This window comes from Actinopolyspora sabaoui (assembly GCF_051225635.1).
Lineage (GTDB): Bacteria > Actinomycetota > Actinomycetes > Mycobacteriales > Pseudonocardiaceae > Actinopolyspora.
This window is the reverse complement of the sequence record NZ_JBMIHH010000006.1, coordinates 52,285-75,028: the sequence shown is the minus strand read 5'-3', so window position 1 is coordinate 75,028 and position 22,744 is coordinate 52,285. Positions and strand designations below refer to the sequence as shown.

The 22,744-nt window shown below is 66.4% G+C and carries 23 protein-coding genes and 2 pseudogenes; 14 read left to right on the top strand and 11 right to left on the bottom strand.

The window, feature by feature from the left end; translation table 11 throughout:
- Positions 1-35 precede the first annotated feature (35 nt).
- The 7 genes and pseudogenes from ACOQFL_RS12785 to ACOQFL_RS12755 all read left to right on the top strand — a co-directional run bounded on the left by ACOQFL_RS12785 (position 36) and on the right by ACOQFL_RS12755 (position 5,093).
- Positions 36-857: pseudogene (locus ACOQFL_RS12785) on the top strand (IS5 family transposase).
- Positions 858-947: 90 nt separating this feature from the next.
- The gene (locus tag ACOQFL_RS12780; protein WP_435544367.1) at positions 948-1,493 is read left to right on the top strand and encodes a hypothetical protein; all 546 of its coding nucleotides are present in this window, start codon (positions 948-950) and stop codon (positions 1,491-1,493) included.
- Between the two features lie 101 nt (positions 1,494-1,594).
- A complete protein-coding gene (locus tag ACOQFL_RS12775; protein WP_435544366.1) occupies positions 1,595-2,065 on the top strand; it encodes an SMI1/KNR4 family protein in 471 nt (156 codons plus the stop codon).
- Positions 2,066-2,236: 171 nt separating this feature from the next.
- The gene (locus tag ACOQFL_RS12770) at positions 2,237-2,812 is read left to right on the top strand and encodes an SMI1/KNR4 family protein (RefSeq protein ID WP_435544365.1); all 576 of its coding nucleotides are present in this window, start codon (positions 2,237-2,239) and stop codon (positions 2,810-2,812) included.
- Positions 2,813-3,034: 222 nt separating this feature from the next.
- Positions 3,035-3,253 carry a hypothetical protein gene (locus ACOQFL_RS12765; RefSeq protein WP_435544364.1) on the top strand — a complete coding sequence of 73 codons (219 nt, stop codon included), beginning with the start codon at positions 3,035-3,037 and terminating at the stop codon, positions 3,251-3,253.
- A 122-nt stretch (positions 3,254-3,375) separates the two neighbouring features.
- Complete coding sequence (locus tag ACOQFL_RS12760) at positions 3,376-3,864, top strand: hypothetical protein (RefSeq protein ID WP_435544363.1); 489 nt, start codon at positions 3,376-3,378, stop codon at positions 3,862-3,864.
- Between the two features lie 308 nt (positions 3,865-4,172).
- Positions 4,173-5,093: a glycoside hydrolase family 16 protein gene (locus ACOQFL_RS12755; protein ID WP_435544362.1), complete on the top strand. Its 921-nt coding sequence runs from the start codon at positions 4,173-4,175 to the stop codon at positions 5,091-5,093.
- A 298-nt stretch (positions 5,094-5,391) separates the two neighbouring features.
- Here the strand turns inward: ACOQFL_RS12755 and ACOQFL_RS12750 are convergent, their stop codons facing one another.
- The 4 genes from ACOQFL_RS12750 to ACOQFL_RS12735 all read right to left on the bottom strand — a co-directional run bounded on the left by ACOQFL_RS12750 (position 5,392) and on the right by ACOQFL_RS12735 (position 11,056).
- On the bottom strand, positions 5,392-6,789 hold the full coding sequence (locus ACOQFL_RS12750; protein ID WP_435544361.1) for a GntP family permease: 1,398 nt from the start codon (positions 6,787-6,789) through the stop codon (positions 5,392-5,394).
- A gap of 147 nt (positions 6,790-6,936) precedes the next feature.
- Complete coding sequence (locus tag ACOQFL_RS12745) at positions 6,937-8,658, bottom strand: IlvD/Edd family dehydratase (RefSeq protein ID WP_435544360.1); 1,722 nt, start codon at positions 8,656-8,658, stop codon at positions 6,937-6,939.
- Positions 8,655-10,151, bottom strand: coding sequence for an aldehyde dehydrogenase (NADP(+)) (locus ACOQFL_RS12740; protein ID WP_435544359.1), 1,497 nt, complete (start codon positions 10,149-10,151; stop codon positions 8,655-8,657). The genes ACOQFL_RS12745 and ACOQFL_RS12740 overlap by 4 nt, the downstream gene beginning before the upstream one ends.
- Entirely contained in the window at positions 10,151-11,056 is a 906-nt protein-coding gene (locus ACOQFL_RS12735) for a fumarylacetoacetate hydrolase family protein (protein ID WP_435544358.1), read from the bottom strand. The genes ACOQFL_RS12740 and ACOQFL_RS12735 overlap by 1 nt, the downstream gene beginning before the upstream one ends.
- Positions 11,057-11,216: 160 nt before the next feature.
- Between ACOQFL_RS12735 and ACOQFL_RS12730 the strand changes: the two genes are divergently transcribed.
- Entirely contained in the window at positions 11,217-12,014 is a 798-nt protein-coding gene (locus ACOQFL_RS12730; protein ID WP_435544357.1) for an IclR family transcriptional regulator, read from the top strand.
- A gap of 233 nt (positions 12,015-12,247) precedes the next feature.
- Positions 12,248-13,300 (top strand): nitronate monooxygenase, encoded by a 1,053-nt coding sequence (locus ACOQFL_RS12725; RefSeq protein WP_435544356.1) that lies wholly within the window; start codon positions 12,248-12,250, stop codon positions 13,298-13,300.
- A 189-nt stretch (positions 13,301-13,489) separates the two neighbouring features.
- Here ACOQFL_RS12725 and ACOQFL_RS12720 read toward each other — a convergent pair whose 3' ends face one another.
- The 5 genes from ACOQFL_RS12720 to ACOQFL_RS12700 form a co-directional block, all read right to left on the bottom strand.
- Positions 13,490-14,032, bottom strand: coding sequence for an Imm1 family immunity protein (locus ACOQFL_RS12720; protein WP_165400674.1), 543 nt, complete (start codon positions 14,030-14,032; stop codon positions 13,490-13,492).
- Positions 14,032-15,027 carry a DddA-like double-stranded DNA deaminase toxin gene (locus ACOQFL_RS12715; protein ID WP_435544355.1) on the bottom strand — a complete coding sequence of 332 codons (996 nt, stop codon included), beginning with the start codon at positions 15,025-15,027 and terminating at the stop codon, positions 14,032-14,034. The genes ACOQFL_RS12720 and ACOQFL_RS12715 overlap by 1 nt, the downstream gene beginning before the upstream one ends.
- 369 nt (positions 15,028-15,396) lie before the next feature.
- Positions 15,397-15,585, bottom strand: a complete 189-nt coding sequence (locus ACOQFL_RS12710; RefSeq protein ID WP_435544354.1) for a DUF397 domain-containing protein — start codon at positions 15,583-15,585, stop codon at positions 15,397-15,399.
- 136 nt (positions 15,586-15,721) lie between these two features.
- Positions 15,722-15,910, bottom strand: a complete 189-nt coding sequence (locus ACOQFL_RS12705) for a DUF397 domain-containing protein (protein ID WP_435544353.1) — start codon at positions 15,908-15,910, stop codon at positions 15,722-15,724.
- Complete coding sequence (locus ACOQFL_RS12700; RefSeq protein ID WP_435544352.1) at positions 15,907-16,749, bottom strand: helix-turn-helix domain-containing protein; 843 nt, start codon at positions 16,747-16,749, stop codon at positions 15,907-15,909. The genes ACOQFL_RS12705 and ACOQFL_RS12700 overlap by 4 nt, the downstream gene beginning before the upstream one ends.
- A gap of 135 nt (positions 16,750-16,884) precedes the next feature.
- Between ACOQFL_RS12700 and ACOQFL_RS12695 the strand changes: the two genes are divergently transcribed.
- The 3 genes from ACOQFL_RS12695 to ACOQFL_RS12685 all read left to right on the top strand — a co-directional run bounded on the left by ACOQFL_RS12695 (position 16,885) and on the right by ACOQFL_RS12685 (position 17,815).
- Positions 16,885-17,043 (top strand): hypothetical protein, encoded by a 159-nt coding sequence (locus ACOQFL_RS12695; protein WP_435544351.1) that lies wholly within the window; start codon positions 16,885-16,887, stop codon positions 17,041-17,043.
- Between the two features lie 95 nt (positions 17,044-17,138).
- On the top strand, positions 17,139-17,381 hold the full coding sequence (locus ACOQFL_RS12690) for a hypothetical protein (RefSeq protein WP_435544350.1): 243 nt from the start codon (positions 17,139-17,141) through the stop codon (positions 17,379-17,381).
- Positions 17,381-17,815, top strand: coding sequence for a hypothetical protein (locus tag ACOQFL_RS12685; protein WP_435544349.1), 435 nt, complete (start codon positions 17,381-17,383; stop codon positions 17,813-17,815). Before ACOQFL_RS12690 ends, ACOQFL_RS12685 begins: the two co-directional genes overlap by 1 nt.
- Before the next feature lie 278 nt (positions 17,816-18,093).
- Here ACOQFL_RS12685 and ACOQFL_RS12680 read toward each other — a convergent pair whose 3' ends face one another.
- Together ACOQFL_RS12680 and ACOQFL_RS12675 are read right to left on the bottom strand one after the other, a co-directional pair.
- The gene (locus ACOQFL_RS12680) at positions 18,094-18,729 is read right to left on the bottom strand and encodes a class I SAM-dependent DNA methyltransferase (protein WP_435544348.1); all 636 of its coding nucleotides are present in this window, start codon (positions 18,727-18,729) and stop codon (positions 18,094-18,096) included.
- A 246-nt stretch (positions 18,730-18,975) separates the two neighbouring features.
- Positions 18,976-20,262, bottom strand: coding sequence for an MFS transporter (locus tag ACOQFL_RS12675; protein ID WP_435544347.1), 1,287 nt, complete (start codon positions 20,260-20,262; stop codon positions 18,976-18,978).
- Between the two features lie 227 nt (positions 20,263-20,489).
- Here ACOQFL_RS12675 and ACOQFL_RS12670 point away from each other — a divergent pair, with 227 nt between their 5' ends.
- Positions 20,490-21,404 carry a LysR family transcriptional regulator gene (locus ACOQFL_RS12670; RefSeq protein ID WP_435544346.1) on the top strand — a complete coding sequence of 305 codons (915 nt, stop codon included), beginning with the start codon at positions 20,490-20,492 and terminating at the stop codon, positions 21,402-21,404.
- Between the two features lie 203 nt (positions 21,405-21,607).
- A pseudogene (locus ACOQFL_RS12665) lies at positions 21,608-22,743 on the top strand (IS701 family transposase).
- The last annotated feature ends 1 nt before the right edge of the window (position 22,744 follow it).

The window sequence follows — 22,744 nt, the reverse complement described above, 5'->3', positions numbered from 1 at the left end:
ACGTGGCGTTGTCGTGGGTGGCATGATCGTGGGTGATGGTGGATCGGTTCTCGCAGCGGTTGGTGCCGGATGAGTGGTCGGGGAGTTGATCCGTCCGTTGATTCCGGGGTTCGTGCCGCGGCCGCAGGGTGGTGGGACGGCGCGGAACGGATGATCGGGCGGTGTTGACCGCGATTGTCTACGTGCTGACCAGTGGATGTGCCTGGCGCGACCTGCCGCCGTCGTTCGGTGTCACGGTGCCCACGGCACACCGCCGGTTTCAGCAGTGGACTCCAGGCCGGACTGTGGCGCTGGGTGCACCAAGCGGTGCTGGACGAACTCGGTACTCAGGGCGAGATCGAGTGGGCTCACGCGGTGGTTGATGCGGCCACGATTCGCGCGAAAAAGGGGGATTGATGACCGGAACCAGCTCCGTTGACCGGCGTAGAGCTGGTTCGACAATCCACCTGTTAGCTGATCAGAGCGGCCTTCCGTTAGCGGTGGCGGTCTCGGCAGCCAACACCTATGACAGCAACGGGATGAAATCTCTGGCCGACGCGATCCCGAAGATCCGCTCTCGACGAGGACCCCGTCGAGGCAAACCCGTCAAGCTCCACGCCGACAGAGTCTACGACGACGAGCTGCGCGCCTGGCTTCGGCAGCGAGGAATCACACCACGCATCGCCCGCACCGGCATCGAACCCAGCCACACGCTCGGCCGCCACCGATGGGTCGTCGAACGCAGCCTGGCCTGGCTGTCCGGCTACCGACGACTGACCACCCGCTACGAACGCAAAGCCAACCACTTCGTCGCCTTTCTCACCCTCGCCGCAGCCTTCACCTACTACAAAAACACGCCACGTGAGACACGGTTTTAGCCATGCTTGGCCGCTTGACGGCGGAGCTGTGTTTAGAGCCGGGGTGGTCGAAATAGGCGAGATCCGGTACTGATAGTACCAAGTCCCTTCATGTTCGGGCTCTTGGTTGCCGAGATCGTAGGGTATAACGAGAGGAGTTGGTGTGGGGTGTCTGTGGACTGGAAGGTTGAGCTCGTCGAGTGCGGTGAGATCGTCCAGGATGAGGATGAGACCGTTCCGCAGGATGAAGCCGAGCGTCGCTGGAATCGCTACGTGGAGCTGGCCGACTCCGTGACCGGTGATGAAGGTCCGGAGGCGGTTGTTGCGATCGTTTCTTCGTTGAAGGTCCAAGATGACTACGACGCTTATGAAGGCGCGTATGCTGCTCTACAGCGTTTTCCTCTCGCGGACTTTGGGAAGGGTGTCGCTTGGGCGGCCGAGGAGCTCACTCGGATCCCGTATGATCGTAGCGGAATCGTTCTTGTGATTGTGGCCAGATTGCCTGCCGAGGCGGCGGAGGCGTTCAACGAGGCGGTCAAGTCCGTTCCTGGGGAGGTTCGGAACAGGCTTCGCGATGTTGTCGATTTTCACGAGTCGAACGAGTGGCTCGCCGAGGACGAGGACAGAGGCATCATCAAGGTGCCGCGCGAACAGTGAATGTTTTGATTAATTAGGGCATTTTTACTGGAGGGGTTCCATTGAATTGTATAGAGCAGTTGAAGAGGTTCGTGTCTCCGTCAAATGTCCATCTTCCTGATGTGGACTGGGACAGGGTCGAGAGCTCTTTGGGGTTCCCTCTTCCCAGGGGCTACAAAAGGTTTATAGAAGTTTATGGCCCAGGCGATTTCGATAATTATATCCTTGTGGCGTCTCCTTGCGAAGCGGAATACAGTGACGGGATCAGTGAGTTCTGGAAAGAAAAAAGAGAGTCTTTCATTGAGCTGAGAGATGTGGTTTCGTTGCCGTCGTGGGTTTCTGCTCCGGAGGACACCTTATTGCCTTGGGCTGGAACTCCTGATGGCGATGCTTACTTCTGGCGGATCGATAGACAGTTGTCTCCCGATTACTGGGATGTTGTGTTGTGCGACGGCGAACTGAATAAATGGTATAAATACAAAGGTGGTATGACGCGACTGTTGCTGTCTGTTTTTTCTGGTGAATCAGATTTAGATTTCTTTTCGGGATTGCCCCCTGTGGGGCACTCTTGTTTTACTTCGATATACGAGTAGGGGATCGTAGCGTTTTGCCGGTGTCTCCCGGCCGCAGGTGTCGAAATCCCTGAACTATGTAGCGTATTGCACTGAGTGCTGCTGCCGACGGCTGGTGGGGAATTCACTACAAACCAAGTTGCAGCCATCGATCATAATCAAGATAAAATAGAGTCGCGGACAAAGCTTCCAGTGAGCAGTACGGAGAATACGATGTCACCGGATGTTGATCTTCTCAAACGGCTGCTTCCACCGCCGGAGGTGGAACCCGCGCCGCGGCCTTGGGAAGATGTCGAGCGTCGACTCGGTGTGGCGCTGCCGAACGACTACAAGGAGTTCATGGAGGTTTACGGTGACGGGACACTCGAAGATTACCTATTGCTGGAGCAGCTGATTACTCCGGAGGAGGAGTCTTCGGAGTGGTGGGAAGAGCAGTTGGATGATTTGCGTTCCGCTGCGGAGAGGGTTCCTGAGCGTTACACACTCGAACCCGGTCGGGTCGATCTGCTGCCTTGGGCCTTCACCATCGATGTGGATGTCTGTTACTGGTGGATGGAGCCGAGAGAGGAGCCGGATCGATGGTGGATAGTGTCTCGTGATCGAGATGTGTCGCGGTGGAGCGTCTTCGAGGGGTCGATGGTGGAGTTCTTGGTGGAAGTCGTCTCGGGACGGCGTAGGGAGCCGTGGATGCCGCGTAATTTTCCAGGGGATTCGCCGTGGTTCAAGACGACCGCACGGTATCTTGCCGATACGGATCCGTACAGATGATTTTTCGGAAGGGTCGTTGGTGGTTGGATGACGTGGAGTTCTGGCAGCTTTCGTGATGCCTTCATCGGGGTTGTCCGAGACTCTGGGCAATGGCGGGATCTAGAGCCGGATGCCTTGCTGGGGCGATGGGACCGTTTCGTTGCGGACTGCGATAAGGGGTATCCCTACGATAGGGAGGACTACTTTAACGATCGAACATTAAGAGATAGTATTGAGGTTGCTTTGAACACCCCTGAGCTGCAGGAGTTCTCGGGAATGGTGGTGTTTCGTACCAGGGTGGAGATCATCGACGCCCGCTTTCGGCCACTGCTGATTCCGGATGTATTTCCCAAGTTCGACGAGGGAAGGTGGTGGGCGCGCGGCTTGGTGCGCTACGCGCGATGGAAACTGGTTTCCGAGCTATGGGAAAGTTTTGGGGTCGAGATCACCGAAGTCGGTTGAACCGGACCCGCTGTCGGGTTCGCCCGGCTTCGTGGGGGTGACCCCGGTGGATGTGCGCCTGTCTTGGATCCACCCGGTAATGTTTTCTTTTCTCGTGTTCCTGATTTTCCGGAGGGGTTTCGATGTATCTGGACAGGCCGCAAATCAAAGAATGGATACAAGAGCACGAAGTGATCGCCCTGGACGAAAGAGTTTCGGGGCGCTTCGAGAGTTACCTCAATTCCTTTTCGTGGGCCGGAAGTCATGTCGACTGGCGGGTGGTCGAGAATGAAAAGCTGTGTCATCCCGATGACGTGGACGACCGTTTCCTGGAAAAATGCCGCGGTACGCCTTGGGGATCTTTTGGTCACGTCTTGGTCGTGTATACCGGCGATGAGCCTTCCCTGCTGTGCAAGATGGAAGACGTGGCCGAGGACATAGACCTCCTGTACTGCGTTTCCCCGGGTGACAGGTTTTCCTGTGCCGCTTCGTTCGACGGGGATGTCGTGAGAGCGTATTTCTCCGGCTTCCTGGAGTACGACGGACACGTCAGAATGCTCGCGGCGAAGAACAACAAGGAGTACTTCGAGGAGTTCAACCTGCGAGAGCACAGGATCGAACTGGATCGTTGATCTTTCTGTCCACGTGCCGACAGTGGACGAGCTTTGGCGTGACGGTTGGAACACGGCGCATGTTCACCGGAGGGGAATACCGGCCCGAACCGACCATCCCGTACCGGCATCGCTTCGGGGAAAGAACGTCAAGTTCTCACACTCGCTCGTTCTCGACCCCGTGAACACGCCCGATCGTCCCCTCCTGATCGGCCTTCCGGCGCAACTTCGTGTTACTTGATCGATACCGTCTTTACCGTTCAACCTCTCCCCACCAGCATCGTTGTTCGGGTGCACCCGCTCCGTCACCCCAAGCGAGGAGAGTTTCGATGCGTGGACGAAGGAAGCAACTCGTCGGCGGCGCCGCCCTGGCGCTGACCGCCCTGCTGTCGGCATCCGCCACCAGCGCCACCGGCGCCGCCAGCCCGGCCGACTCCGCGGGCACGTCTGCGGTGACCTTCTTCGACGACTTCTCGGGCAGTAACCTCGACCGTTCCAAGTGGAAGGTCCTCAAAACCGGCGAGAACTTCGGCACGGTCAACAACGAGCAGCAGGCCTACGTCGACTCCCCGGAGACCATCTACATCGACCAGAACGTCGCCGGTGCGAGCGGCGGTACGCTCGCGCTGCACCCCCGCTATCGGCCCGGCCACCAGGCCCCCGACGGCCGCAGCTACGACTTCATCTCCGGCCGGGTGAGCACGCAGGACCGCTTCGAGTTCACCTACGGCAGGTACGAGGCCCGCATCAAACTGCCGGAGAACGCCAACGCGTCCGGGCTGTGGCCCGCCTGGTGGTCGTTGGGCGCGAAGATCGACGAGGGCGAGCCCTGGCCCACCAACGGTGAGGTCGACGTGATGGAGAACGTCGGCGAGCCGTGGACCAGCGTCGCGCTGCACGGCCCCGAGTACCACGGCGACACCCCGGTCAACGCCAGCCAGTCCTTCCCCAACGGCGATCCGGGCGGCTGGCACACTTACCGCGCCGACTGGTGGAACGGCGGGTTCACCTTCTTCGTCGACGGCAGGCAGATCTACCGCATCACCAAGGCCGAGATCGAGCAGAACGGCTGGACCTGGGTCTACGACGACCCGCAGTACATGATCCTCAACTTCGCGCTCGGCGGCTCCTACCCGCAGGGCGTCAACGGGGTCACCCAGCCCTACCCGGGCCTCCCGCAGTCCACCGTGGACAAGGTCGCCTCGGGCAGTGCCCGCTACCTGATCGACTGGGTGCGGGTCTCCCAGTGAGCCACCCCGCCGCGCGGTCGGGAGCCACCTCCCGGCCGCGCGGGCCGCTCTTCGCGTACCGGCCCCGATCGTCCGAGTGCTCGGATCGGTGAACCTCCCGGGGCTCCCGCCCCGGGAGGAACGACTTCGGGCAGGAACTACACCACGTCGGTCCTTCCCGACGAGCCGTTTCTTTCCCACGAGAACCGGCTCCGACCCTGGTTCGTCCGATGCACGCCCGGTGCGTCGTGGTGCACCGATCCCGGTGCATCACGCCCCCGACTCACCGGCCACGCGCCTCGACGAGTCGCGGAGGAGATCAGGCGAACGCGCTGATGAGCAGCACGAGCAGGAAACCCGTTCCGCCGACCAGCGTGGCCATCACGGTCCACGTCTTGAGCGTGGTGCTCACATCGAGGCCGAGGAATCGTCCCACCAGCCAGAATCCGGAATCGTTGACGTGCGACAGCACCATGGAGCCGCACGCGATCGCCAGCACGAGCAGCGCCAGGTACAGCGAGGAGAGCCCGTCGACGGCGGCGACCGTCGGCGCGAGAAGTCCGCCCGTGGTGGTCAGCGCCACCGTGGCCGAACCCTGTGCCACGCGCAACCCGGTCGCGATCACGAACGCGGCCACTATCAGGGGGAATCCGGCCGCGTTGAGCGTTTCAGCGAGTGCGTCGCCGATTCCGCTGGCCTGGAGCACGCTTCCGAACATCCCACCGGCGCCGGTGATGAGGATGATCGCGCACACCGGGCCGAGCGCTCCGTTGACGATCTGCTCCACGTTCGTCCGGGATCGTCCGCGTCCGAACACGACGACGCTGACGATCGCGGTGGCCAGTAGTGCGATCGGTGTCTCCCCGAGCAGCAGCAGCGGACGCACCCACGTGGCGTCCGAGTCGACCGCTCCCACCGTTCCAAGTGTTTCCAGCCCTGTGTGCAGGAAGATCATCGCCAGTGGCAGCAGCAGCACCGCGAGGACGGTGCCGAACCGGGGGAGCGGAGCGGTCTCCTCCGAACCCGCCGTGTCCTGGTCCACTTCGGATGAAGCGCCCAGCACCGGTACCGGCACGTTGATACGGGGACCGATGAACTTGGAGAAGACGTACGAGCCCACGTACCAGGAGGGCACGGCCACGAGCACACCGAGCAGCAGCACGAGGCCGACATCGGCTCCGAGGAGCTCGGAGGCCGCCACCGGACCGGGGTGCGGTGGCACCAGGGCGTGCATCGCGAGGAAACCCCCGGCCGTGGGGAGGGCGTACAGCAGCAACGAGCCGCCGAACCGTCGTGCCACGCTGAAAACGATCGGGAGGAGTACCACGAAGGCGGCGTCGAAGAAGATGGGGAAGCCGAACAGTATGGCGGCCAGTCCCAGGGCGAGCGGAGCCCGCCGCGGGCCGAACCGATTGATCAACGTGTCGGCGAGGACCCGTGCACCGCCGCTGATCTCCAGCAGTCGCCCGATCATGGCTCCCAGGCCGACCAGCAGTCCCACGTTCGCCAGCGTGTCGCCGAACCCGGTGAGCAGCGTGTCCACCAGTTCGTCGAAAGGTATCCGGGTCGCCAGTCCGACGAGCAGACTGACCAGCACCAGCGAGATGAAGGCGTGCAGTTTGAACCGCACGATCAGTAACAGCAGCAGGGCCACCGCGGCGACCGCTATCGCCAGCAGCGGGATGACTCCGTAGACGGGCTCCGTCGTCGTTTCCACGGGAAGCTCCTCGGTGCGGGTTTCCTCGAAACCGGTGGCGGCGCGCGGTGCCGGAAGCGGTTTCGAACGGGATGAGGGGGATGCGGCGCGCGAGCCGCCGAGGGGGATCGCGCGCCGTCGCGCGGGACGATGTGCGTCCCAGGGTCGTCAGTGGGACTGCCGCGCCACCGTCGAGCCGCTGGATCCGACCAGGAAGTCGAGATCACAGCCCTGATCGGCCTGCAGGACGTGCTCGGTGTAGAGCTTCACCCAGCCGCGCTCCTCCTGCCGCGGGGTGGGGTGCCACTCGGAACGCCGACGAGTGAGTTCCTCGTCGGGTACGTCGAGGTGCAGTCGCCGGGATGCCACGTCGAGTTCGATCCAGTCACCGGTTCGCACCAGCGCGAGCGGTCCGCCCACGGCGGACTCGGGGCAGACGTGCAGTATCACGGTTCCGTAGGCGGTTCCGCTCATGCGCGCGTCGGAGATGCGCACCATGTCGTCCACGCCCTGCTCGGCGAGTTTGCGGGGGATGGTGAGGTTGCCGACCTCGGGCATTCCGGGGTAGCCGCGTGGCCCGGAGTTCTGCAGCACGAGCACCGTGTCCGCGTCCACGTCCAGTTCGGGGTCGTCGACGGCGGCGTCGTACTCCTCGATGCTGCTGAACACCAGTGCCCTGCCTCGGTGCTTCGCCAGCGCGGGGGAGACCGCGGACTGCTTGACGACCGCCCCGTTCGGGGCGAGGTTGCCGTGCAGCACCGCGGTCCCCGCGCCGAGGCCGAGCGGCTCCTCGCGGGGGTGGATGACTTCGGTGCCGGGCACCCGCTCCCCGCCGGAGGCCGCCTCGACGAGCCCGCGTCCGGTGACCGTGATCGCCCGCTCGTCCAGCAGATCGGTCAGCTCGGCCAGGACCGCGGGGAGCCCACCCGCGTAGTAGAAGTCCTCCATCAGGTACTCGCCCGAGGGCTGCAGGTTCGCCAACCACGGCACGTCGCGGCTGATCGCGTCCAGGTCGTCGAGTGTCAGTGGGAGTCCCACCCTGCCCGCGATGGCGAGCAGGTGGACCACGGCGTTGGTGGATCCGCCCAGCGCCGCGTTGGCGACCACCGCGTTGCGCATCGCGGGTTCGGTCACGACTCGGCTGAGCCGGAGGTCCTCACCGACCATCTCGACGATCCGCTGCCCGGCGCGTTGCGCGGTGGCGTAACGGCGGGAGTCCACGGCCGGAATCGCGGCGGAACCGGGAAGCGAGAGGCCCATCGCCTCGGTCAGGCAGGCCATTGTGGAGGCGGTGCCCATCGTCATGCAGTGCCCGTTGCTCCGGGACATGCCCGACTCGGCGGCCAGGTAGTCCTGCTGGCTCATCCTGCCCGCGTTGACGTCCTGCGTGAACTGCCACACGGCCGTTCCCGAGCCGATGTCGCAGCCGCGGAACTTGCCGTTGAGCATGGGGCCGCCCGTGACCACCAGGCTGGGCAGATCCACGCTGGCCGCTCCCATGATCGAACCGGGGGTCGTCTTGTCGCACCCGGTCAGCAGCACCGTCCCGTCCACGGGGTTGCCGCGCAGCGACTCCTCCACGTCCATCGACAGCAGGTTGCGGAAGAGCATGGCCGTGGGGCGCAGCAGCGTTTCGCCGAGCGACATCGTCGGGAACTCGACGGGAAATCCGCCCGCCTGCCAGACTCCCTGCTTGACGCTCTCGGCCAGCCTTCGCAGGTGCGCGTTGCACGGGGTGAACTCCGAGAAGGTGTTGCAGATCCCGATGACCGGACGTCCGTCGAAGACCTCGTCGGTGAACCCCTGGGCCCGCATCCAGGAGCGGTGGAGGAAACCGCCCCTGCCGCTCTCGCCGAACCAGTTCCTGCTGCGGTTGTTCTCGTAGTTCATAACGGCCTCCTGACCGGGGACGTGCTCCGCTCACCGTTGACCAGGCGGGGAAGTCCGAGCGGGTTGTGGTCCGCCAGTTCTTCCGGAAGCAGCGGTTGGGGAGTGGACTGGAAGCACACCGGGCGCAGGAATCGCCGCAGCGCCGTGGTGCCGACGGAGGTGTGCACCGACCCGGTGGTGGCGGGGTGGGGACCCCCGTGGTGCATGGCCGCCGTGACCGCGACCCCGGTCGGCCAGCCGTTGAACACCACCCGGCCGACCCGTTCGCGCAGCACCTCCAGCAGCGGAGGAACCACCTCGTTGTCCGGATCGGACGGTTGTTCGGCCTCGCAGTGGAGGGTGGCGGTGAGGTTCCCCGTGAACGCCTCGGCGGCCTCCCGCAGTTCCGCGAGGTTCTCGTAGGTCACCACGATCGAGGTGGGGCCGAAGCATTCGGTGAGCGCGGCGTCGGAACTGGCCAGCAGTTCCGGCACGGTGGTTTCGAGCAGCGTGGCGGGTACCCGCTCGTCCGCCGGCTCGCCGGTGGCCAGCACCCGCATTCCGGGGACGGTGGTCAACCGGTCGCGTTCGGCGGCGTGCGCGTCCCTGATCCGCTCGTTGAGCATCGCGGCGGGAGCCGACCGCTGCACCGCGTCGACGATGCGCTGCCGTTCGCCGTGTCCCGAGGGCAGGAACAGCAGACCGGGTTTGGTGCAGAACTGTCCCGCGCCGAGCGTGAAGGCCGCCACGTACCCGTCGACGATCTCGGGGCCGCGTGCGCGCAGCGCGGCGGGGGTGACGAACGCAGGGTTGAGGCTGCCCAGCTCGCCGTAGAAGGGGATGGGGTCGGGCCTGGAGTTCGCCGCGTCCAGCAGTGCTTTTCCGCCCTTTTCCGACCCGGTGAACGTGGCCGCTTTGACGCGCGGATCGGTCAACGCGCGCAGGCCGGCGTCTTGCCCGTGCACCACCGCGAGGGTGCCTTCGGGGGCGCCGGAGGCGCGGAGGGCTCCGGCGAGGAGCTCACCGACCCGTTCGGACAGCCGCGGGTGTCCGGGGTGCGCTTTGACCACTACCGGACATCCCACCGCCAGCGCCGAGGCGGTGTCGCCGCCCGGAACGCTGAAGGCGAACGGGAAGTTGCTCGCGCCGAACACCAGGACCGGTCCAAGCGGAACGAGCATCCGCCGCAGGTCGGGCCTGCCGTTCTCGGTCGCCGTGTCGATGACGGGTTCCAGGTACCCGCCGTCCTCGAGTTCCGCGGCGAACATCCTGAGCTGGCCGCTGGACCTTCCCACCTCACCGGTCAGGCGGGGGCGCGGCAGCGCCGTCTCGCTCTCGGCCAGCGTGACGAGCTCCTCGGTCGCGGCGTCCAGCGCGTCCGCCGCTGCCCGGAGCAGCTCGGCTCTTTCGGAGGGGCGCAGCGCGGCGAGCGGTCCGGCCGCCTCGCGCGCGGCGTCGAGCGTTCGTTCGAGTTCGGGGAGGTCGGTTTCCTCCGGGATGGTGACCGTGGTCATCACGCCCTCGCTTTCGGCTGGTCGGGGGACTCGGTGAACCAGGAGATGGTTTCCCGGCCCCGCACGACGTGGTTCGACAACCTCGCCACCTCGTCGATCTCGATCTCGATCAGATCGTCCGGGGCCAGGGTGAAGTCGAGTTCCGGGATGATTCCGGTGCCGGTGGCCAGCACGGCGCCGTCGGGGAAGTCGGTTTCGGCGAACAGCGCGTCCACCAGTTCCCGCGGGGTCCGGTGCAGCTTCGCGGTGGAGGTCTCACCGCGCCACACCTCGCTTCCGTCCCGTCGCACGGTCATGCGGATGCGCAGGTCGGTGGGGTCGTCCACCTGCCAGATCGGTCGGATTCCGGAGCCGAGCCCGCAGCTGCCGTTGTAGACCTTGGCCTGCGGCAGGTAGAGCGGGTTCTCCCCTTCCAGCGAGCGGGAGCTCATGTCGTTGCACGCGGTCAGGCCGACGATCTCGCCGTGGCTGTTGATGACCAGCGCCAGTTCCGGCTCGGGCACGTTGAGGGGTGAGTCCGCGCGGATGGCGACGGGATCGCCGTCGGTGACCACGCGCCACGCCGGTGCCTTGAAGAACAGCTCGGGCCGTGGCGCGTCGTAGACGTGCAGGTAGACGGTGCCCGCGTCGCTCTCCTCGACGCGGGCACCTCGGGACCGTTCGTAGGTCACGCCGCTGGCCCAGACCTCGGTGCGGCCGTCGACGGGGGGAAGCAGCCGAGCGCCCGATTCGGGCGTGGAGTCGGCGGAGCTGTTCCGCTCCAGGAACTCGCGGAATTCGGTCGCGGGCAGGCGTAACAGCTCCGCGAAGCTTTCCACCGAGGGCAGGGGGGTGACGCGGTCTCCTTCGTGGCGGCCGACGCGGGCCGTGCCCGTCCCGGGATCCACGTAACGAACCAGGTGCACTGCGTCTCTCCTTGGCTTGTTTCGGGCGACCATCACTCGTAATGGTCAGTATGCTGAACGGTAGACAGCATGCTGAACGATATGGACCGCTGTGATCTGTGTCAATCCGATCGGGGAAATAGGATGTCGCGCAGGGACCGGCTGAGGAGGAGCACGGATCGTGGAGAACGAAACGGGTCAGGGAGACGGCGACCGCTCTCTCGCGCCCGCGGTTACGCGTGCGGTGGCGGTTCTGGACATGCTCGCCGCGAACCGGGAGGAGTCGTTCGGGCCGAGCGAGCTCGGCCGGAGGCTGGGGATCGCGAAGTCCTCCGTGTCCAACGTGTGCCACGCCCTGGCGCAGGGAGGGCTGTTGCGTCAGGTGGACGGGGAGTACTGCCTCGGTCAGCGGCTGGTGGAGTACGGCGAGGCGTATCTGGCGGGTGTCGACCTCGTCCAGCAGTTCCACTCCGCCTGCCTCGCGTTGGCCGAGGACGAGGAGGAGACGCTCCAGCTGGCCGTGCTGGACGGTTCCGACGTGGTCTACCTGGCGCGCAGGGGCGGAGGTCACCCGATCAGGCTGGTCTCCGAGGTCGGTCGTCACCTGCCCGCGACCTGCACGGCGGTGGGCAAAGCGATGCTCGCCACGCTGAGCGAGCACGAGCTGTCGGAACGGCTCGGTACGGGCCAGGAGCTACGCAGGCTGACCGCCAACAGCGTGCGTACGCGAGACGAACTGGATCGGCAGCTTTCCGAGATCCGCACCAGGGGATACGCGGTCGACGACGAGGAAGCGGGCGAGGGCATATTCTGCCTGGCCAGCACGGTGCCGACCCGGAGCGGTACGACCGCCGCGGTCAGCGTCACCCTCCTCAAGGCCCGGCACAGCCGGGAACGCGAGCAGCGACTCGTCGAACTGCTGCGAACGATCGTGCGGGACCTGGCGGGGCGGCTCGGTTCGACCGGGGTGCGGGGTTAGCGGTATTCGTCACCCCCAAGCGTCACCCCTGAGATCGTTCGACGACCGATCGGTTCGGAGGCCTGTGCCGGATCTCATCCGTGACGCTGTTGCGCGGCCGGTGCGGCTTTGTGACCGTGGATCTTGCCGGACCGCACGGTTGTCGTCTCGCTTCACCGGGTAGCCCGTGGCTCGGCACGGTTCGTCGCGGACGGGCCGGAACACGACTTCCTCAAGAACCAGGAGCGCACGCGGTGTTCGATTTCTCCGAGCTGCGGCTCCCCGTGATCGCCGCCCCGATGGCGGGCGGACCGTCCACACCGGAACTGGTCGCCGCAGTGGCAGCGGCGGGCGGCACCGGTTTCCTGGCGGCGGGCTACAAGACCCCGGAAACCCTGCGGGAGCAGATCGAACGGCTACGCGGCGAGGTCTCCGTCTTCGGCGTCAACCTGTTCGTGCCGGGACCACCGTCCGACCGAGCCGAGGAAGTGGCCGCCTACCTGGCCGAACTGCGCGGCGAGGCCGAGCGCTACGCCGCGAAACTGCCGCAGCCCGACCCGGCCGACCGCGACCGGTTCGAGGAGAAGCTCGACCTGCTGGAACGCGAACCGGTGCCGATCGTCTCCTTCACGTTCGGCCCGCCGCCCGAGGAGGTGGTGCGGCGGTTGCACCGGGTGGGCACGCACGTGGTGGCCAGTGTGACCACGGTTGACGAGGCGCTGCACGCCGAGCGCAACGGGGCCGACACCCTCACGGTGCAGGGCACCGAGGCGGGCGGTCACCGCGCGACGTTCCACGTGGACACTCCCGACGACGAGGTGAGCACCCTCGAACTGCTCGTGCGGGTGCGCGCGGCCACCGAGCTGCCGCTGCTCGCGGCCGGTGGGATCTCCGACGGCATCGACATCGCCAACGCGCTGCGGGCCGGGGCCACGGCGGTGCAGCTGGGCACCGCCTTCCTACGTTGCCCCGAGGCCGGGACGAACGGGCCGCACAAGGACGCGCTGATCGATCCGCGCTTCGCCGAGACCACCGTGACCAGGGCGTTCTCGGGCAGGAACGCTCGCGGGCTGCGCAACCGGTTCATCGCCGAGCACGACGCCACCGCCCCGGCCGCGTACCCGGAGGTCAACCAGCTCACCAAACCGCTGCGCGCCGCAGCTGTGGCCCAGGCCGACCAGGACGGGCTGGCGCTGTGGGCGGGGACCGGCTACCGCGAAGTCTCCGACGACTCCGCCACCCGAATCGCCACTCGGCTGTGGGAGGAGGCCGGGAGCCCGGTCCCCGGCGATTTCGCGAGAAATTGACGGCGCCCCGGAGTCCTGGTGGGGACCGGGGACGCCGTCGTGGACTTCGCGTGGTCAGTGGAAGCGGTCGGTTTTGAGGGCGGTGCGGTTCTTGGTGGCGCGGAGTGCCGCGCCGTGGGCTAGGTGAAGTCGGCGCACGCGCCGATCCAGGTAGGAAGCAGCTGATCACCGCCGCCAAGCTCATCGGGGCTATGCGGCGTTGCGCAGCATGGCTCGGTATTGATGTGCGTCTACGTACAACCGGCCGAGATCGTCGCCGTCCGAGGACCACAGGATGCATTCGGGCCGCTCACCTGTTCCACGGCGGCAGAACTCGCGGATCGCGGCTTCCACGTGGTCGAGTGGGATGGTGTAGGCGGGGTGGAACCAGCGTGGGTATCCTGGGTCACCGATGACTGCGGGGTCCCGGGGAGGACGCGGGTTGACCGAGACCCATCGGTGGCCGTAAAGGGAGTCGGCCACTTGGCGCTCTTCGGTGTGTGTCCAGGTCAGCGCGCCGAAGCCGGTGCGTGGATTCGTCGCGATCTGCAGGTAGTTGTCCGGCCACCAGTCGAAGGTATCCGCATCGTGACGAGCGGTGGCGAAGCTGAAGTAGGCATCTTCGCCGGGGGCCATCGCTTCCCACGGGGTGCCCGGGTCCAGGTCGTACAGGACCTTGTTGATCAGCGCTTCGACCTGCTGTGGGGACTCACCGTAGTGATAGGTCCCGTGGATCACCGCGTTCAAGATCATTATGGGGCCACTCCCTTCAAGGGCCATTCTCGCTGAGAGACGGCGGAGACGACAGTCATGGTGACCTCTCGGGGCAGCAGCGCCCGCACGGCACGCTGGCATCCCAGCGGTGGCCCGCAGACGTAGGGATGATTGATGACGACGGTCATGTGCGTGATGGTGCTTCCGCGTTCTCGCTGCTGACGCAGCCACATGGCCAGCTTCGTCTCGGCATGATCGGTGCTGTCGATCTTGCTGCCCGGCGGAGAAACCGGAGGGAACTGCTTGGACTTGGTCAAGAAGTCCTGGGCAGCGTAACCGAGTTCCTGCTCGGTAGAGCTTGATAGCGACATGATTTCGTTGCCGTGATCATCGAAGGCGATGGCCCGGGTCGGACTGTAGTTGTTCGAGGGCGGGATGCGCCTACCGACAGCAGCGAGCCATTCGGGGCTGCCGAACTCGGGGGAGGCCTCGTGCGGCTGGTCGGGCTGCGCTGTGTTCTCCGACGATGGTGTGGCGACCATCGGAGGGCTCGCCTCGTCATCGCTGGGGACTCCGGCGGTCTCGGCGCCGGGGGCGCCGATGCTGGTCATGTAGGTGCGGATGGTCTTGTCGACCGAAACGAGTGTTTTGCTGGCCTCGGTCGTGGTGGACCAGGCTTCGCGGTAGGCCGGGATGCCAGCCGACAGGTCGGGGTGGGTGTGCTCGTCGACGACGGCGGCCAGGGTCTGGCCGCTTTCGCCGATCCGGTGGCGGGCTCGGGCGAGAGCGGTCTGGCTTTCGGCGAGTTTGGCCAGCACCAGGGCCAGCTGCTCTCCGAGCTTTTCGAGGCTGCTCACGGTGCCTGCCTGTGTTTCCGTCTCGGCGCGAGTGAAGGGTGTGGCTTGCCTGCCTGTGGCGCGCTCGTCCGCGACGCTCGCGGTGGTGATCGCGGGCAGAGGCAGCCCGGCGACCGGCGGTTGTGCGGCACATCTGGCACCGAACTCGCTGTGGGACTCGATGTCCACGTCTCGCACGTCTCCGGTGGCATGCCGCTAGGAAGGACTGTCACCGCGCGGCCTCCTGCGGTGTGGCTGGCCGCTTCGGAGAGCGCGCGCTGTGCGCGGTGGAGTGCCTCATCCTGCTCCGGGGCGAACTCGGGATCCTCGTCCCCCTCGTTGCGGGCCACGTCCTGGGTGCGGCTGACGGCTTGTTCGGCCTGCGCGCGGATCGTGGGGAGAGTGGGGAGCTGTTGCATGGCGCGACAGTAGCGCCGCCGACCGACAGCGAGTGCTCTTCAGCGGACGAACCCGTCGCGGAAGACCTTCTTCCCGGTCAAAACGCGGCCGACCGAAAAGACCGTCCCGGTGCACGCGCACTCACCGGGACGGTCTGAACGGCTGAACTCAGTCGAAGCGGTCGGTTTTGAGGGCGGCAATGAAGGCCGTCCACTGTGTTCGGCTGGTGGTGAGGTGTCCGACGGTTCGGTTCTTGGTGTCGCGGACGGCCGCGCCGTCGGCTAACCGGCCGACCTCGACGCAGGCGTTGCCGGTGGAGCTGCGGGTGGGTTTGCGCCAGGTGTGTGGCGTGGTCACTGCGTGCTCTCCGTTTCGTTGATGGCCTCGTCGGTGAGCTCCACGATTGCGGCCGGGTTCCCGGCGATTTCGCGAGAATTTGACGATGCCCCGGAGCCGTGGTGGCTACCGGGGAGCCGTCGTGGACCTCGCGTGGTCAGTGGAAGCGGTTGGTTTTGAGTGCGGTGATGAAGGCCGTCCACTGTGCTCGGCTGGTGGTGAGGTGTCCGGCTGCGCGGTTTTTGGTGTCGCGGATGGCCGCGCCGTTGGTTAACTGGCCGACTTCGACGCAGTTGGTTTGGTTGCCGCTGTAGCTGGACTTGTGCCACTGGATTGCTGGGCTCATGTTACTCCCTTCAGTTCTTCGATGATCTTGGTTATGAGTCGTGTGGTGGTATCGGGGCTCATGGTGGCTTGTCGGAGGCTATCGGCTGCTGCTTTGTAGTCGGCTACGTCTTTGGCGTCGGTGATGGTGGTGCTGGAACGGTAGTGTTCGAGATGGACGACTGGTTTGGCTCGCTCGAATTCGAGGAGGACGAAGGGGCCTTCGAGTGCGGGTGTGTAGCGCTGTTCCAGTGGAATGGCACCAAGGGAGACATTGGGTAGCTCTGCCCAGCTGAGCAGGTGGCGTAGTTGTTCCAGCATCACGTTTGGTTCGCAGGGTGGGTAGCGGAGTGCGTGTTCGCCGATGATGGCGACGAGTTCGACCGGATCGCGTTGGGTGAGGACGTCTCGGCGTCCGAGTCGGAAGGTGACTCGCTGATCTGCTTCGCCACGCGTGGCGCCTGCGCCGATCATGATGGATCTGGCGTACTCGGCGGTTTGGAGCAGTCCGGGGATCAGTAGCGGTTGTACATCGACGATGGTGTGTGCTGTTCGTTCGTACTCGGTCAGCGCCGCCAGTTGCCGATCGACGCCGGGAGCGACCCAGTTCGGATCTCCCGCGTCGCGTGCCAGTTTGAGTAGTCGGTCGCGTTCCTCGCCGGTGACGCCGAGGATGCCCAGCACCGCGCTCGTGTCCGCTTCGCTCGGTGTGAGCTTGCCGGTTTCCCACCGTGACACGTGGGTGTGGGAGCGGTCGAGTTGCCGTCCTAGCTGGTGAGTGGTCATACCGGAAGCTTTGCGTGCTTGCCGCAGCTCGGCACCGAGTTGGCGGGAGCGTGGGGTGTCTGCGGTGCTGGCCATGCACCGATCCTAGTCAGTCGTCGCGTTGTTCCTGAGTGTCACTCGATCGAAGCATTGCGGATTGGTGCATGCACTGAAAATCTGTGCATGCACTAAATGGAAGTTGGTGCACTATTCGATAAGGAGTGATCGCTCGTGTCGCATCCGTTCGTGTGGGTGCCGGGTGGTGGTGCTCGGCACGCGAGTGGGGATGTGGTGCCGCTGCCGGGGGTGGAGTTTCCGGAAGGGGTGGCGGTGTCGACGTTGTGCGGGGCCGAGGTGTCGGCGGAGACGGGTGAGGTGGCGTGGTTGTAGGGCACGTGTCGCGCCTGCGACGAGCGGACTCGGGAGCTCGTCGGGTTGGAGCCGTTGGCCGAGCTCGAGCGGCGCGCCGGAAGGGTGGTGCGGTCGTGACCGGTGAGCGGGCGAAGTTGGCGATCGCGCTGAAGCACGAGGAGTGGGTGCTGGATCAGGGGGCCTACGACCTGGCCGGTGGTCGGGCCACGGCGCGGCAGTGCGCGGAGACGGCGGTGGTGCTGGAGCGAGTGGCGCGGCAGCTGCGGGAGCACGCGGCGGCGGTCTCGTTCGGTGGTGGGGCCGTGGACGGTGTGGTCGATGCGGGTGTGCTGGGTGATGAGGGTGGTGCCCGGTGATGCCGGGTCCGGTGGGGCCGGTGGGTGCCGCGTTGGTGTTGGCCGGGGCAGTGGTGGTGTTGCGGTGCTGGTCGCGGCGGGGCGCCTGGCGTCCGCGTCATGCCGGGGATGGTGGTCCGGCGGCACGCGGGGTGGCGGCGCTGCGGCTGAAATCCTACTTCCGGGAGGAGCGGCCCACGGTGGAGTTGATCGGGTGGCCGCTGGTTGATCCGGATGAGCGGCCGCAGCTGTTCGCCCCGGCGGTGCCGTCACCGGTGATGTCTGCGCCGCTTCCCGCGGCTGCCGAGGCTGGTACCGCGCCCGGTACCGGGATTGCCGCCGGGGACGGGGATCCCGGGAATGTCGAGCCGGGTCCCGGGAGTGCGGCCGAGCAGCCGGACTTGGTCGTCATGAGCCGGGTGCTGGCCGGGCTGCGGCGGCTCCCGAGCTCCTGAGCCCTGCCCGCCGACTCCCCGCCTCGTCGCCCCTTGGCGCGGCCCACAGTCATGGTCCGGGTGTCCCGACCAGCCCCCGACACAGTGGCGGGACACCCGGGCCACCCGGCCCAAACTCCGTCAATTTCCCACGAAATCGTCGCCAGGGATGCCGGGTCGCCTGGCTTCGGCGGGCGTCAATTTCCCACGAAATTGCCGGGAAGATGCCAGGGAGAGCGGCGCTGGAAGAGGGGCAGGGCTTCTGGAGGAGGACCGGGATCTCGGAAGAGGACTGGGCTCTAGGGCTTGCGGGCGAGCAGCAGCTGGTGTTGTTCGGTCTCGGCGCTGCTCCGTCCGGTGGGGACGAATGGCTCCGAGCTGTCCCGTAGCACCTCCAGTCCCGCTCGTTCCAGCAACCGTGGCCACTCCTCGGCGGCGAAGCTGGTGGCCCGGATCGGATATCCCAGAAAGCGGACCACCCGCCGCTCGATATCGCCGGGCACCGTCAGCAGCGCGAACACACCGCCCGGCACCAGCCAGTCCCGCACCCGCTCCAGCATGGTGCGGATCTCCGCGCGCGAGAGCGTCAGGAACGAGAAGAACGCCACCACCGCGTGCAACGACTCCGGCGGGAAGTCCCGGTCGCGGATGTCGGTGAGCTCGAACCGAGCCCCTGGCACCCGCTGCCGGGCAAGCTCGATCATGGTGGCCGAGACGTCCAGGCCGGTCACCTCGAACCCGGCGCCGGACAGCCGCTCCGACACGGGGTGGCCGGTGCCACTGCCGAGATCCAGCACCTCGTCACCGGGCCGCAACCGCGCCAGCAGCTCGTGCAGTCCCTGCCACACCAGCGGCGCCTCGTGGAACGCCGCCTCGTAGTCGGTGCCGAGCTCGTCGAACACCTCGGCCGGGTCCAGCACACCGTCCGAATCCATGTCGACTCCAAGGTGTAGGCAGCGGTTACCGGTCCCGATACTGCGGCGCGATCATCGCCCGGTCCAGCGGAAACGCCGGGACGGACGAAAAACGTGTCGGTAACTCGTTTCCGCGAAAGTTCGCGGGGAGCCGCCGGTGAAAACCGGCGACTCCCCGATTCCGAATCAGCTCGGCGGGTCGAACCCGCTCGGCGGGCCGGAACCGCCCGACAGGTTGCATCGCGCTCCGCGACGGTTCCGCGTTCGTCAGCCCGTGACTACGGACTCGTTCGATTCCGCCCGCTCCGAGCTCACCCCGGCCGACTCCTCGGCGTGCGAGGCGGGCCGCGCCGCGATCGCCACCGCGACCGCGCCCAGCGCGCCGATGGCCGCGAAGGCGTAGAAGCCCCACGGGTAGGCGATACCGGCCGTGAGCAGCGCACCACCGAGCAGCGGGCCGCTGATGGCGCCGATGCGCCCCACACCGGTGGTCCAGCCCAGCCCGGTGGCCCTGCTGTCCACCGGGTAGCTGCGCCCCACGAACGCGTAGACCAGCACCTGGGCGCTGAACACGAAGAACCCGGCGAAGAACACCGCCGCGTAGAGCCCGAACGCGGGCAGCCGGATGCTGAGCAGCGCCAGCATCACCGCGGCCGCGCCGAACCAGGCGACCGTGGAGCCCTTCACGCCCGCCTTGTCGGCCACGCGACCGGCCACGACCAGGCCGACCACGGCACCGGCGTTGAGCGTCAGCAGCAGTCCCAGCGAGGTTCCCAGCGGGTAACCGGCGGTGCGCATGATCTCCGGCAGCCAGGTGTTGAGCCCGTAGACCAGGATCAGCCCCAGGAACGAGGTGATCCAGAAGGCCAGCGTGGAGCGGGCCATGCCGTTGCGGAACAGCAGCGTGATGCTCTGCCGCGCCGAGGCGCCGTGCGACTCGGTGGAGTTCGCGGCCTTGGCGCGGAAGACCTCGGACTCGGGGAGGTAGCGCCACATCAGCGGCACCAGCACCACGGCGGGCAGTGCCCCCGCCACGAACATGGCGTGCCACCCGAAATTCGGGATCAGCGCGATCCCCAGCAGCGCGGTCAGCACCGCGCCCACGTGGTAGCCCGTCATGATCGTGGTGGTGGCGCTGCTGCGCCACGAGCCCCGCGCGTACTCGGTGGTCAGCGTGATCGCGGTCGGTAGGCAACCGCCCAGGCCCAGCCCGGCCAGGAACCGCAGCAGCCCGAACACGAACACCGAGGGCGCCACCGCGCACAGCAGCGTGAACAGCGAGAAGGTGGTCACCGCCACCAGCAGCACCTTGCGGCGCCCGATCAGGTCCGTGACCGTCCCGATCGTCAGCGCGCCGACCATCATGCCGATCAGCCCGACCGTGGAAGCCACCGAGGCGCTGGCCGGGGTCAGCCCCCACACGTCGTTCTCGAGCATCACGGGCAGCACCGATCCGAGCACCACCAGATCGAAGCCGTCCAGCAGCACCGCCGCCCAACACAGCGGCAGCACCCAAGCCGCGCCCGCGCGGCTCGTCGTCTCAACACCCGACACAGCACTCTCCTAGCTGGGTTGGACGTGGTTGGAAATTTCGACCGGTCACACCGTCTCCCCGCCCGGTCGGCGTTACGTGGCTGTGACCTCACGCGGCGTGTCATCGGGTCCGAGTGGAGTGGTGACCATCGGGTAGCAGCCTGACTTTGATGTAAGTCATATGTCCAATACCATCTCGTGACGGTAGTCATACGATCAAAATATGCGGCACAGCTGTGCTGCGACGGATGGCGGAAGTGGAACTAAGACACCTGCGGTATTTCGTGACCATCGCGGAGGAACAGAGCCTCACCCGCGCGGCAGCGCGATTGCACATCGCACAGCCTCCGTTGAGTGCGCAACTGCGCAAGCTCGAAACGGAACTGGGAACCACCCTCGTACACCGCACCGCGCGCGGTGCACAGCTGACCGAGGCGGGCAAGGTGCTGCTGGAAGAGGCGCGGCGCATCCTGCACGAGGTGGAACAGGCGGGCCGGATGACCCGGGAGGTGGGCAGCGGACTGGTGGGAAGGCTCGCGCTCGGATTCATCCCCTCCGCGTCCAACGCGGTGCTGCCGCCCATGCTGCGCCGGTTCAAGGCCGAGTACCCGGACGTGACGCTGCACCTGCAGGAGATGCGCCCCGACGAGATCGTGGACCGACTGCACGACCGACGGATCGACGCCGGGCTGTTCTACCTCCCGTTCGAAGACCCCTCGCTGCACGTGCGGCCGGTGGCCGAGGAGTCGCTGGTGCTCGCGCTGCCCGCCACCCACCGGCTGGCCGACCGGGAGCGGGTGCGGCTCGACGAGGTCTCCGACGAGCCGTTCATCCTGCCCGCCCGCCACGGCAGCATGCCGGGGCTTTACGCGATCGTGGTCGAGGCATGCGAACGCGCGGGTTTCACCCCTCGGGTGGTGCAGCGCGACGTCTGGCTGATGCAGACCATCGTCGGGCTCGTGGCAGGTGGCATGGGGGTGGCGGTGGTGCCCGCCTCGATGCGCAGCCTGCAGCGCGCCGGGGCCGTCTTCCTGACGCTGAGCGACGTCGGCGAGCGGGCCCAGACCGCGATCTCGTGGCGGCGCGGCAGCACCCCGCCGGTGCTGCGGTCCTTCCTGGACATCGTCACCGGATCATCCACTCGGGGCGGCCTCGACGAGTAGCTCCAGCCGTGTCGATCGGCGGGTTTCCGGTTTCCGGAGCGAACACTCCCCGCCCCGGCACGAGTTCCGACGCCGTGCTCGACTGGTGTCCCGGCCACACGGGACAAGGGTGAATGGTGCCCATCGACACGTGGTCGATCTCCGTTTCGACCGGCATCGTGGCAGAAGGTGTACGCGGTGTATCGGAGAAGGTGTGAACGAGTATGACCGTTCCGACCAGCCCCACCTCCGTCGAGGACGAGGTCGTCGAGGAACTCTGCTCCGCCGTTTTCACGGCGTTACGCAGAAGGGACCAACGGCGCCGTGGCGAGCAGTACGTCCGTGGTCTGTTGTCCATCACCGGTCGTCGTTCCATCCGCAACATCGCGACGAGCGTCGGTGGCGCGGCCGCGGCGCAGAATCTGCACCACTTCGTGCACAGCTCCACGTGGGATTGGAACGCGGTGCGCGAGCTGCTCCTCACCCACCTCCGGGAGCGCTTCACCCCGGCAGCCTGGGTGGTGAGTCCCCTGTCCATACCGAAGAACGGTGCTCATTCGGTCGGTGTGCTCTCGTGTGCCGACAAACAACAGGCGTTCGGGCTGTGGTTGACCAACGAGCGTTCCGCCTTCCCGGTCGATTGGCGGTTGTACCTGACCACGGAGTGGCTTGCGGATCGGAGCCGACGCAGCAAGGCAGCCATCCCCGACGGAGCCGGTGGGGAGACGCTGGGGCAGTCCCTGGCCAACTTGGCTTTCGAGGCGGCCCGACGCCGGGGACCGCTCGGCGCGCCCGTGGTTTTCGACAACGACTCCGTCGACCTCGACCTGTTCGGCACGGGGCTAGCCACCGCTCCGTTCCCCTTCCTGCTGCGGGTGCGTGTGGACAGCCGGTTCGTGGTCACCGATCCCACGCTGCCCGGCTACGGTTCGGGGCCCACGGCTGCACGGCGACTGCTCGAGGCCGTGCGGGGACTGCGCTCCCCCGTGGAGTGGGCCGATCCCGTAACCCGAAGTCGACACACCAGTGCGGCGGTGACGGTTCCGGTGGAGCCAATACCGCGACGATCGGACGGCGGCCTCGCCCCCGAGCAGCGGATGCTGCGTCTCGTCGGGGAGTGGTCGGACCAGGGACACCTCTCGGAGCGGATTTGGCTTACGAACGCGCGCACGCCTCCCTGCTGCGGAGTAGCAAGCTCCCGCGGCGGGTCGCCAGTGACAGCGAAGAGGTCGGCGAGCCCGTCGGCATTCGCGACTTCGAAGGGCGTAGCTATCCCGGTTGGCACCGCCACATCACGCTGGCCTCGCTGGCACACACGGCTCGCGTGCTGTCGCGGGACACGACAGTGGCCTACCATTGAT

Bases quoted from the DNA above. Each gene is read 5' to 3' on its own strand.
- ACOQFL_RS12780 (WP_435544367.1), top strand. From the start codon at position 948: ATGTTCGGGCTCTTGGTTGCCGAGATCGTAGGGTATAACGAGAGGAGT.
- ACOQFL_RS12760 (WP_435544363.1), top strand. From the start codon at position 3,376: ATGTATCTGGACAGGCCGCAAATCAAAGAATGGATACAAGAGCACGAA.
- ACOQFL_RS12755 (WP_435544362.1), top strand. From the start codon at position 4,173: ATGCGTGGACGAAGGAAGCAACTCGTCGGCGGCGCCGCCCTGGCGCTG.
- ACOQFL_RS12745 (WP_435544360.1), bottom strand. From the start codon at position 8,658: ATGAACTACGAGAACAACCGCAGCAGGAACTGGTTCGGCGAGAGCGGC.
- ACOQFL_RS12740 (WP_435544359.1), bottom strand. From the start codon at position 10,151: ATGACCACGGTCACCATCCCGGAGGAAACCGACCTCCCCGAACTCGAA.
- ACOQFL_RS12720 (WP_165400674.1), bottom strand. From the start codon at position 14,032: ATGATCTTGAACGCGGTGATCCACGGGACCTATCACTACGGTGAGTCC.
- ACOQFL_RS12705 (WP_435544353.1), bottom strand. From the start codon at position 15,910: ATGAGCCCAGCAATCCAGTGGCACAAGTCCAGCTACAGCGGCAACCAA.
- ACOQFL_RS12700 (WP_435544352.1), bottom strand. From the start codon at position 16,749: ATGGCCAGCACCGCAGACACCCCACGCTCCCGCCAACTCGGTGCCGAG.
- ACOQFL_RS12685 (WP_435544349.1), top strand. From the start codon at position 17,381: ATGCCGGGTCCGGTGGGGCCGGTGGGTGCCGCGTTGGTGTTGGCCGGG.
- ACOQFL_RS12680 (WP_435544348.1), bottom strand. From the start codon at position 18,729: ATGGATTCGGACGGTGTGCTGGACCCGGCCGAGGTGTTCGACGAGCTC.
- ACOQFL_RS12670 (WP_435544346.1), top strand. From the start codon at position 20,490: ATGGCGGAAGTGGAACTAAGACACCTGCGGTATTTCGTGACCATCGCG.